This window comes from Streptomyces sp. NPDC094034, from assembly GCF_040303865.1.
Classification (GTDB): Bacteria; Actinomycetota; Actinomycetes; order Streptomycetales; family Streptomycetaceae; genus Streptomyces.
In genome coordinates, this window is sequence record NZ_JBEOUD010000023.1 from 125,719 (window position 1) to 135,626 (window position 9,908).

A 9,908-nucleotide genomic window follows, 5' to 3' on the forward strand; every position below is an offset into this window, starting at 1 on the left:
TCAGGCCGCTGTTCTCAGGCCCAGGAAGGCTTTTCCCGAATGACTCGATCCGAACGCCCGGCTCGCGCTGCCCGCCCCGCCGGCAAGCGCCCGGTGAACTCCCGCGCGAAGGCGCCCGCGAAGGGCTCGGCGAGGCAGACCGCCCGCCGCCCCGCCGCGCGCCCGCAGGAGTTCACGCTGCCGGAGACCCTTACCCCCGCGCTGCCGGCCGTCGAGGCGTTCGACGAGCTGGACATGCCCGCGGGACTGCTCAAGACACTCACCGCCCAGGGGGTGACCACCCCGTTCCCCATCCAGGGCGCGACTCTCCCCAACTCCCTGGCGGGCCGCGACATCCTGGGGCGTGGACGTACCGGCTCCGGCAAGACGCTCGCCTTCGGGCTGGCGCTGCTCGCCCGTACGGCCGGCCGGCGCGCCGAGCCGCACGCCCCGCTCGCGCTGGTGCTCGTACCCACGCGTGAGCTGGCGCAGCAGGTGACCGACGCGCTCACCCCGTATGCCACCGCCGTCAATCTGAAGCTGACGACGGTCGTCGGCGGGCTCTCGATCGGCAAGCAGGCGGGTTCGCTGCGGCGCGGCGCCGAGGTGCTCGTCGCGACCCCCGGGCGGCTGAAGGACCTCATCGAGCGCGGCGACTGCCGGCTCGACCAGGTGTCGATCACCGTGCTCGACGAGGCCGACCAGATGGCCGACATGGGCTTCATGCCGCAGGTCACCGCGCTGCTCAAGCAGGTCGAGCCGGACGGGCAGCGGATGCTGTTCTCGGCGACGCTGGACAAGAACATCGACCGGCTCGTACGGCAGTATCTGACGGACCCGGTCGTGCACTCCGTCGATCCTTCGCAGGGCGCGGTGACGACGATGGAGCACCATGTGCTCTACGTCCTGGACGAGACGGACAAGAAGGAAGTCACCACGCGGATCGCGGCGCGCGACGGCCGGGTGCTGCTCTTCCTGGACACCAAGCGATCGGTGGACCGGCTGGTCAAGCGGCTGCTGGCGAGCGGTGTGCGGGCCTCGGGGCTGCACGGCGGCCGTTCGCAGCCGCAGCGCAACCGGACGCTGGAGCAGTTCAAGACGGGTCTGGTCACCTGTCTCGTCGCGACGAATGTCGCGGCCCGCGGCATCCATGTCGACGATCTCGACCTGGTCGTGAACGTGGACCCGCCGGTCGACCACAAGGACTATCTGCACCGCGGCGGACGCACCGCGAGGGCGGGGGAGTCAGGCAGTGTCGTGACGCTCGTACTGCCCGAGCAGCGGCGCGAGATGACCCGGCTGATGTCGGACGCGGGCATCGCTCCCCGGTCCGCGCGGATCAAGTCCACGGACGAGGAACTGGTGACGCTCACCGGCGCGCGGGAGCCCTCGGGGGTGGCCGTCACCATCGAGGTGCCGCAGCAGCAGCCCGTCCGGGCGAAGCCGAAGACGCGCGCGTCGCGCCCGGCCAGGAAGAACACCGGCGGGGGTACCGGTGGGGGCACGGGCGGGGGCTCGGGCACCGGGGGCGGCGGGGCCCGTCTCGGCGGGGCCTCGCGCGGCAGCCGGGGCCGTCGCGGCCGTCCGGACCGCGGCACCGACGGCGGACGCCGCACCGCCGCCTGAGTCCCACGTACGAGAAGCGGAGGCCCGGTGACGCGCTCGGCGCGGCGCCGGGCTTCCACGCGTCAGGGCCCGGGGCCGCGTCCGGGGTGTACGGGGCGCTGCGCAGACGGGCCCGTTGGTTAACTTCCCGGAAACTCCCCACAGTTGCCATTGACGTGTACGCGTCTACGCGCGTCATCATGGGGTATGCGAATTCCCCCACGGATCGCCACCCTCGGTGGCATCGCCGCTCTGGCCTCCGCTCTCCTCGTCGGCGGAGTCACCGCCACCGCCTCCGCCGCCCCCACCGCGGTCGGCAGCATCTGCTACTCCAGGCTGCCGGTCCAGGCCCATGACACCCTCAACCTCATCGAACGGGGCGGGCCGTACCCGTACCCGCAGGACGGTGGAGTCTTCCAGAACCGGGAAGGCATCCTGCCGAGCCAGTCGAACGGCTACTACCACGAGTACACCGTCAAGACGCCCGGCTCCTCGACCCGCGGCGCGCGCCGCATCGTGACGGGCAACAAGACCAACGAGGACTACTACACCGCCGACCACTACGCGTCGTTCTCGCTCGTCAACTACAGCTGCTGACCGGTCGTCGACCGGAACCGGAAGGGTAACCTCCGTCCCATGACGGTGACGTATGTGATCGACGGGGCGGAGGTCACCGGCCTCGAGCGCTTCTGGCAGGTGATCGGTGAGGCCGTGAACGGGCCCGGCGGATACTTCGGGTGCAATCTCGACGCGCTCGCCGACTGCCTGCACGGCGGGTACGGCACGCCGGACGACGGCGACTTCGTCATCGAATGGCGCCGGCACGAACTCTCGCGCCGCACCCTCGGCCGGGAAGAGACCGTGCGTACGCTCCAGCGGCGGCTGGAGCGTGCGCACCCCACCAACAAGGCTGCCGTCCAAGGGCAGTTGGACGCCGTCCTGGCCGGTGACGGCCCGACCGTCTTCGATGAACTGGTGCGACTGATCGAGAGCGAGGCGCCCGGGGTGCTCCGGCTCCGCTGAAAAGCGCCCCCCGCTGAAAGCGCCCCTGCTGAAAGCCCTCCCCGCTGAACAGCGCCCTCCGCTCAGGAACGTGCTCCTCCCTCCGGACGTGCCTCAGCGGCGGCGCGGGAGTGTGCGCTCCAGGCGCCGTCGCTCCGGGCCGTGCGGCACGTACCGCACGGCCTCCAGCGCCGTCCTGCGCGCGTATCCCTCCGGGTCCTCGTCGCCGAGGATCCGGGCCAGCGCGTCGACCGCGCGCGGATCGCGGCGGGCCGCCAGCCCCTTGGCCGCCTCGGCGGCCGTTCGCGCTTCCGGGTCGTTCAGCCGGGCCGCCAGCGCCTCGCGCAGCTCGCGCGTGTCCGCGTCCAGGCCCGCCAGCGCCACGACCGCGCGGTCCCTGACCGACGCGTCCGCGTCCCTGCTCAGCAGCGTCAGCGCCCAGAGCGCGTCGCGGTCGTCGCCCGGTACGAGCCCGGTCAGCGCGAGCGCCGCCCGGCGCCGTACCCCGGAGTCCGGGTGGCCGGTGTGGCGCAGGATCTCCGGGAGCGCGGCCGGGTCGCCGTACTGGCCGAGAGCCACCACGACCGCGCGGACCAGCTCCGGTTCCACGGCCCGCCGGGACAGTTCGCGCAGCAGGGGAACCGCGCGGGCGGCGAACGGAGTCTCCCCGTCCGAGGCGCCGAGCCGCGCCAGCACATCGGCGGCGAAGGCCCGTCGCAGCGGCTCGTCACTCACGCACCACGCGGCGGCGGCCTGGAACGTCTCCTCGTCACCGCGCCGCCACAGCGCGGACACCGACTCCGTCCAGTCGTCCCGGCCGGGGTCACCGCAGCGCAGGGCCCGCGCCGCCAGCTCCTCGTACGGCGTCGGAATGCCCAGCTCCGTTTCGAGTATCGTCGCGACGGCCGCGTGCCCGGTCTGCTGCTCACGGCCGGCCACCGGCTCGCCGTCCCGGAGCAGTTCGACGATGACGGTCCCCGAGCCGTCCTCCTCGATCCGGCGCACCACCGTCTCGTAACCGTCGCCGTAGGCGTCCAGCAGTCCGGCCCGCAGCTCCTGTTCGACATCGCGGGTCAGCCAGCGCCGTGCCTCGGCGAGCGCCGCGTCGCGCGTCCTCGCGTGGACACCGTCGGGCGCGCCCGCGCCGTAGCGGAGCAGGACCCGCACGGCGGGCGCGGAGCCGCGGCGGGCGGCCAGCAGCAGGGGCGGCTCGCCGCCGGGGCCCGGCAGATCGGGGTCGGCGCCGTACTCCAGCAGCGCCTCCACGGTGTCCGCGAAGCCCTGCACGACCGCCCAGGCGACCGCCGTGAAACCGAACTCCTCGCGATCGTCAGGGGGCGCGCCGGCGGCGAGCAGCGCGCGGACGACCTCGGTGTGCCCGCCGCAGGCCGCCCCGCACAGCGGCAGATCGCCGCCGTCCCGGCCGCCGGCCCGGCCGGGGTCGGCGCCCGCCGTGAGCAGCAGCCGGACAAGCCCCGGCACATCGCTGACCGCGGCGCGGTAGAGGACCGTTTCGCCGTTCTCGTCGGCCGACTCGGCGGAGACACCGGCGCGGAGCAGCCGTACCACCGTGTCGGCGGCGCCGCCGCTCACCGCCGCGAACAGCTCGTCGACGCCCGCGCCCGTCGTCGGCTCATTCGTCATGCTTCGACCCTACGTTCGCCGGGGTGACGCCGTCGTCCGGGATACGGCACAGAGGCGGCCGCCCGGGTCCGGCTCAGGTGTCGCAGTCCAGCACGCTGCCGCACAGTCCGCACCGCGCCCGCACCCGGCCGCGGACCGGTACCCGGATGCGCTGGAGGCAGGTGGGACACGGGAACGAGACCCGCAGACCGTCCGCCAGGTGTTCGAAGGCGTACGGCGCGTACGGCGCGGCGGGGGCGGGCGCGACACCCGGGTGGTCCATCGCGTAGCGGCGGTCCTTGGCGTAGCGGTGCCGGCCCGACCAGCCCGCGGTGGTCAGCGGCGGCTGCTGCTCGTCACGCAGCGACTGTGCCCTGCCTTTCGTGTACGACGTGTACCCCTGTGGGCTGGTGAACCAGATCCGGGGGTCCTCGTCGAAGACGAGCGCGCGCTTGGCGAGGACATAGCCGAACTCCTCGGGGGTGAGATAGCCGAGTTTCTGGCTGGAATCGCGGTCCTCGCGGTAGGCGTCCAGAAGCAGCCAGCCCGCGCCGAGATAGGTCGTGGCGGTGTCGGTGAGGATCTCGTTGTCGCGGGTGCCGGGGAAGGTGAGACCGAGGCGGTGCAGCAGGACATGGGTGATCTCGTGGGCGAGGGCGGCGCCGATGTCCCTGCGATGGGTACGGAAGCGGTTGTTCAGCTCGATGAAGTACTCGGGTCCGGCGGTCAGCTCGACATTCGCCGCGTGGTCCATGTCGCGGAAGCTCACGATCACCCGCGCGTCCGGCAGCCGCAGCTGCTGGACCAGGGCGTGGGCCACGCGCTGGGTGCCCAGATACAGATCGTCGACGTCGGAGAAGGCGACATCGGCGGGGGCCACGCTGGGGGCGTACGCGCGGATCCCGTCGGCCGAGAGCCGTCGGTAGAGCGCCGTGATGGCCGCGCGCGCCGTGTCGAGATGCGGATAGCCGTGCTGGACCTCGCCGCCGTTCGTCACGTCCCTACCCCCTGCGTCCCGCGTCCGGTCCCCCGCGCGGGACGGCCGAGCCCGCTCGCCTCAACTGTACGGGCGCGTTCCGGGCGCCGGAGGGTCGTGCCCGGTCGGGGACGTCCGTTCAGCGGACGGCGCGTCTGACCGGTGGACGGTGTGTCTGACCGGCGGACGGTGCGTCCTGTGACCGGACGGCGGGTCCGAACAGAGGACGGTGGCCGACGCAGGGTGCTGCCGGATGGCCGAAACCAGGTTCTTGTGGCGTGGCTGATCCCCTCCGCATAATCCGGATCACGCTTTCTTGTCGAGCTCATGTCAGCGCCGCGCAACGCGCGTTGACCGGAGCCCGCCCTGCGGGCGAATCCCTCATCTCCCCCCATGAAAGGCAGACCGTTGAGCATTCTGGGTGTCCTCAAGAGAACCGCCGCCGCCGGCGCGGTCGTGCTCGCCGCCATCAGCCTCCAGCCGTCGTCCGCCTCCGCCGCGCCCGCGCCGGTCGCGCCCAAGACCCAGGCCGCGGCCCCGCTCGCTCCGCCCGTCGTCGGCGGCACCCGCGCCGCTCAGGGTGAATTCCCCTTCATGGTCCGGCTCTCCATGGGCTGTGGTGGCGCGCTGTACTCGCCGACCATCGTGCTGACCGCCGCGCACTGTGTGAGCGGGTCCGGTAACAACACGAGCATCACCGCCACCGCCGGTGTGGTCGACCTCCAGAGCACCAGCGCCATCAAGGTCAAGTCCACCAAGGTGCTTCAGGCCCCCGGCTACAACGGCGTGGGCAAGGACTGGGCGCTCATCAAGCTCGCCGCGCCCATCAACCTGCCGACGCTGAAGATCGCCACCAACACGGCGTACAACAACGGCAACTTCACCGTCGCCGGCTGGGGCGCCGCCACCGAGGGCGGCGGCCAGCAGCGCTACCTGCTCAAGGCCACCGTTCCGTTCGTCTCCGACGCCAGCTGCAACGCGTCGTACGGCGGCGAGATCATAGCGAGCGAGGAGATCTGCGCCGGGTACCCGCAGGGCGGCACGGACACCTGCCAGGGTGACTCGGGCGGTCCGATGTTCCGCAAGGACGACGCCGGAGCCTTCATCCAGGTCGGCATCGTGAGCTGGGGCAACGGCTGCGCCCGGCCCAACTACCCCGGTGTCTACACCGAGGTCTCGACCTTCGCCTCCCAGATCGCCTCGGCCGCGTCGACCCTCTGACATGACGCCGTAGGTCCTCGGGGCGGGGCAGGTGGCCGGACGCGTTAGTCCAACACCTGCCCCGCCTTTGTCCATGGGCGCGCTCGCACCTCGCGACGGAGATTGACGTGCACGGATCCCCCCATCCGTCCGTCGAATCCGTGAACGAAGAGGAGCGAGCGTGCACGCCAACGCAGCAGACCGCGGCCCCCGCCGCAGAACCGTCGTCGCCGCCACCGCACTCGCGGGCGCCGGCGTCGCCCTCGGCGCGTCCCCCGGGCGGGCCGCCGCCCCGTCGTCCGGCGGGGCGGCGGGGACCGGGACCGTACTGCGCTCCCGGGAGCTGGACGTACGGGTCGACAGCGGCTTCCCGCGCGTCGTCTCCTACACCGACCGGGAGACCGGCGCCCTGCTGTACGGGCAGCGCGACCCGGTCACCTCCGTACGGATCGACGGCACCGACCGCACCCCGGCCGTGCGCACCCGGAAGACGGGTGGCGGCAGCGGCCGGATCGCGTACACCCTCGCCTTCGACGGCGGCACCGAGATCGACATCGAGATCGCGGTCGCCGGATGGCGCGTCGACTGGCGGGTCACCCGGATCGCCGACACACCCGCGCTGCGCGTCGGCACCCTGGAACTCCCCGGGCTGGCGCTGCTGTCCGTACGCGCCGACCAGCCCGGCGCCGTACTGCTCACCGCGCGCGTGGAACTGGACAAGGCCAAGAGCGGCGACACCCTGACCGCGATCACCGCCGGCACCCCGGAACGCGCACCGGCGGGCTGTGCCTACGCCGTGGTGGTGCACGACCGGCTCGGCGGCGCGGTCGAGACCAACACCTGCTACGACCGGCCCGCCGACACCCCGGGCGCCACCTGGGACAACGGCCGACTCTGGCATCGTGTCGTACGCGCCGACGGCGGCGTGACGGAAGGGCGGCTGCGGTGCGGGCAGTGGACCCACCGTGCGGCGGGCTCCCCGGTGGAGGCCACCGAACCGCTGCCGTACGCCACCGTCATCGTCACCCGCGAACGTGACGACGTCGAAGGCGCCGACGTCGAAGGCGCCGACGGGGGCGGTGCCGACGCGGACGGTGCCGGGCGAGCCGGCCGCGCGGTCGACTGGCAGGACGCGGCCACCGCCTTCCGCGACATCATGGTCAGCCCGCTCGGCGCCGACCGGCAGCATCTGCGGGTCGTCCCGCACATCCCCTTCAACTTCGCCAGCCAGGCCACCAACCCGTTCCTGGCCACCCTCGACCAGGTCAAGCGGATCTCGCTGGCCACGGACGGGCTGCGGCAGTACACCCTGCTCAAGGGCTACCAGTCGGAGGGACACGACTCGGCCCACCCCGACTACGCGGGCAACTACAACCAGCGCGCCGGGGGACTCGACGATCTCAACACCCTGGTCAGGGAAGGGAAGAAGTGGCAGAGCGACTTCGGGGTGCATGTCAACGCCACCGAGTCCTACCCCGTCGCCCACGCCTTCTCCGAGACGCTCGTGGACAAGAACGACGAGCAGTGGGACTGGCTCGACCAGAGCTATCGCATCGACGCCCGCCGCGATCTGGTCTCCGGCGACATCGTCAAGCGCTTCCAGGATCTGCGCGAGCAGACCGACCCCGCGCTGAACACCCTCTATATCGATGTCTTCCGGGAGTCCGGCTGGAACTCCGACCGGCTCCAGCGCGCGCTGCGCGAGCAGGGCTGGCAGATCACCACCGAATGGGGCCACGGCCTGGAGCGCTCCTCGCTCTGGGCGCACTGGGCGACCGAGACCGACTACGGCGGGGACACCTCGCGCGGAATCAACTCGCGGCTGATCCGCTTCCTGCGCAACCACCAGAAGGACGTCTTCGCCGACAAGTGGCCCACGCTGCTGGGCATCCCGCGCACGGGCAACTTCGAGGGCTGGGTCGGCAAGACGGACTGGACGGACTTCTACCGGCTGATCTGGACCCACTCCCTTCCCGCGAAATACCTCCAGGCGTATCCCATCGCGCGCTGGAACGACCACGAGATCCGGCTCTCGGGACCGACACGGACCGTGGTCTCCGACGCGGACGGCATCCGCCGCATCACCACCGACGGACGGGTCGTGTACGAGGACGGACGCTATCTGCTGCCCTGGGAGCCGCGCCGGGCCACCGACCCGGACAAGCTCTACCACTACAACCCGACGGGCGGCAGCGGCGATTGGCGGCTGCCGCGCGGCTGGGCCGGGCTGTCGAAGGCCGCCCTGTACCGGCTCACCGACCAGGGCCGGGTCCATGTGCGCGACATCCCGGTACGAGACGGCCGGGTGACCCTCGACGCCGAGGCGGGACAGCCGTACGTGCTGTACCGGAGCCGGGTCCGGCGGCATCCGGCGGACCCGGACTGGGGCCAGGCCACCCCCCTCCACGACCCGGGCTTCCACTCCGGCTCGCTGGACGGCTGGACCGTCAGCGGCCCGGCCGCCGTGGCACGGAGCGCGCTCGGCGACTACGAGCTGGTGATCGGCGCGGGCGCGGCGGCGGTCGGCCAGCGCCTGGAGCGGCTGGCGCCCGGCACATACGCGGCGTCCGTACAGGTCGAGGTCGGTGAGACCGCCGGGCTCCGGCGCAGAGCCGCCCTGGAGGTCCGTACCGCCGACGGCGTCACGGCCGTCAACTGGACCGACAGCTCCACCGCGGGCAACTATGTCGCCGCGGACCGCAAGCACGGCAGCCGCTTCCAGCGGATGTTCACGTACTTCACCGTCCCGGAGGGCGGCGGCGAGGTCCGGCTCACGCTGCGCGCGGCGGAGGGCGGGGCGCGGGTGCGGTTCGACAACGTACGGATCGTCCGCGCCCGGCAGACCGTCACGCCGGGCACGGTCGCCTTCGAGGACTTCCAGCACGTGCCGCAGGGGTGGGGCGTCTTCGTGAAGGGGGACGCGGGCGGCGCCACCGACCCCCGTACGCATATCGCCCAGCGGCACGCGCCGTTCACCCAGCGCGGCTGGAACGGCAAGGCGATCGACGATGTCATCGACGGCACGGAATCGCTCAAGTCGCGGGGCGAGAACGGGGGACTGGTCTACCGCACCGTCCAGCACACCGTCCGCTTCGAGCCGGGCAGGCGCTACCGGGTCTCGTTCCGGTACGAGAACGAGAAGGCGGGCCAGTACGCCTGGGTCACGGCCGTGGACGAGCCCGCGGAGCGGGAGCTGACGCGCGTGGCGCTGCCCGTCGCGACCGAACCGACCGTACTGAGCTACGAGTTCACCGCGCCGGAGCGGGGCGAGGCGTGGGTCGGGCTGCGCAAGACGGGAGGCGACGGGAAGGCGGAATTCACGCTGGACGCGTTCGAGGTGCGGGAGGCCTGAGCCGGTGACGGGGCCGGTCCCGGGCAGCGCCGCCGGGACCGGCCCCGCTGCCCGGCCGGACCGGACAAGTCCTAGTTGTATTGATCACGAGCGTTGTTGACACGTGCCGGTGCTTGATCATGGCGAAGACCTCCGGTGTGGTGGAGCTGTCTAGGACTGCACCGCACGGAG

7 protein-coding genes are annotated in these 9,908 nt (G+C 72.2%); 5 read left to right on the forward strand and 2 right to left on the reverse strand.

Annotated elements, in window-relative coordinates:
• Positions 1–39: 39 nt before the first annotated feature.
• The 3 genes from ABTZ59_RS21575 to ABTZ59_RS21585 all read left to right on the forward strand — a co-directional run bounded on the left by ABTZ59_RS21575 (position 40) and on the right by ABTZ59_RS21585 (position 2,607).
• A complete protein-coding gene (locus ABTZ59_RS21575; RefSeq protein WP_351408060.1) occupies positions 40–1,605 on the forward strand; it encodes a DEAD/DEAH box helicase in 1,566 nt (521 codons plus the stop codon).
• 186 nt (positions 1,606–1,791) lie between these two features.
• Positions 1,792–2,181: a guanyl-specific ribonuclease gene (locus ABTZ59_RS21580; RefSeq protein WP_351408067.1), complete on the forward strand. Its 390-nt coding sequence runs from the start codon at positions 1,792–1,794 to the stop codon at positions 2,179–2,181.
• Positions 2,182–2,220: 39 nt separating this feature from the next.
• Complete coding sequence (locus ABTZ59_RS21585) at positions 2,221–2,607, forward strand: barstar family protein (protein WP_351408077.1); 387 nt, start codon at positions 2,221–2,223, stop codon at positions 2,605–2,607.
• 93 nt (positions 2,608–2,700) lie between these two features.
• On the opposite strand, the gene ABTZ59_RS21590 is transcribed toward ABTZ59_RS21585, so the two are convergent.
• Positions 2,701–4,230 carry an ankyrin repeat domain-containing protein gene (locus tag ABTZ59_RS21590; RefSeq protein WP_351408082.1) on the reverse strand — a complete coding sequence of 510 codons (1,530 nt, stop codon included), beginning with the start codon at positions 4,228–4,230 and terminating at the stop codon, positions 2,701–2,703.
• A 73-nt stretch (positions 4,231–4,303) separates the two neighbouring features.
• On the reverse strand, positions 4,304–5,206 hold the full coding sequence (locus ABTZ59_RS21595) for a hypothetical protein (RefSeq protein ID WP_351408088.1): 903 nt from the start codon (positions 5,204–5,206) through the stop codon (positions 4,304–4,306).
• A gap of 372 nt (positions 5,207–5,578) precedes the next feature.
• Here ABTZ59_RS21595 and ABTZ59_RS21600 point away from each other — a divergent pair, with 372 nt between their 5' ends.
• Entirely contained in the window at positions 5,579–6,406 is an 828-nt protein-coding gene (locus ABTZ59_RS21600; RefSeq protein ID WP_351408095.1) for a S1 family peptidase, read from the forward strand.
• A gap of 160 nt (positions 6,407–6,566) precedes the next feature.
• Positions 6,567–9,737 carry an endo-alpha-N-acetylgalactosaminidase family protein gene (locus ABTZ59_RS21605; RefSeq protein WP_351408107.1) on the forward strand — a complete coding sequence of 1,057 codons (3,171 nt, stop codon included), beginning with the start codon at positions 6,567–6,569 and terminating at the stop codon, positions 9,735–9,737.
• Positions 9,738–9,908 lie beyond the last annotated feature (171 nt).

Bases quoted from the DNA above. Each gene is read 5' to 3' on its own strand.
- ABTZ59_RS21575 (WP_351408060.1), top strand. From the start codon at position 40: ATGACTCGATCCGAACGCCCGGCTCGCGCTGCCCGCCCCGCCGGCAAG.
- ABTZ59_RS21580 (WP_351408067.1), top strand. From the start codon at position 1,792: ATGCGAATTCCCCCACGGATCGCCACCCTCGGTGGCATCGCCGCTCTG.
- ABTZ59_RS21585 (WP_351408077.1), top strand. From the start codon at position 2,221: ATGACGGTGACGTATGTGATCGACGGGGCGGAGGTCACCGGCCTCGAG.
- ABTZ59_RS21590 (WP_351408082.1), bottom strand. From the start codon at position 4,230: ATGACGAATGAGCCGACGACGGGCGCGGGCGTCGACGAGCTGTTCGCG.
- ABTZ59_RS21600 (WP_351408095.1), top strand. From the start codon at position 5,579: ATGAAAGGCAGACCGTTGAGCATTCTGGGTGTCCTCAAGAGAACCGCC.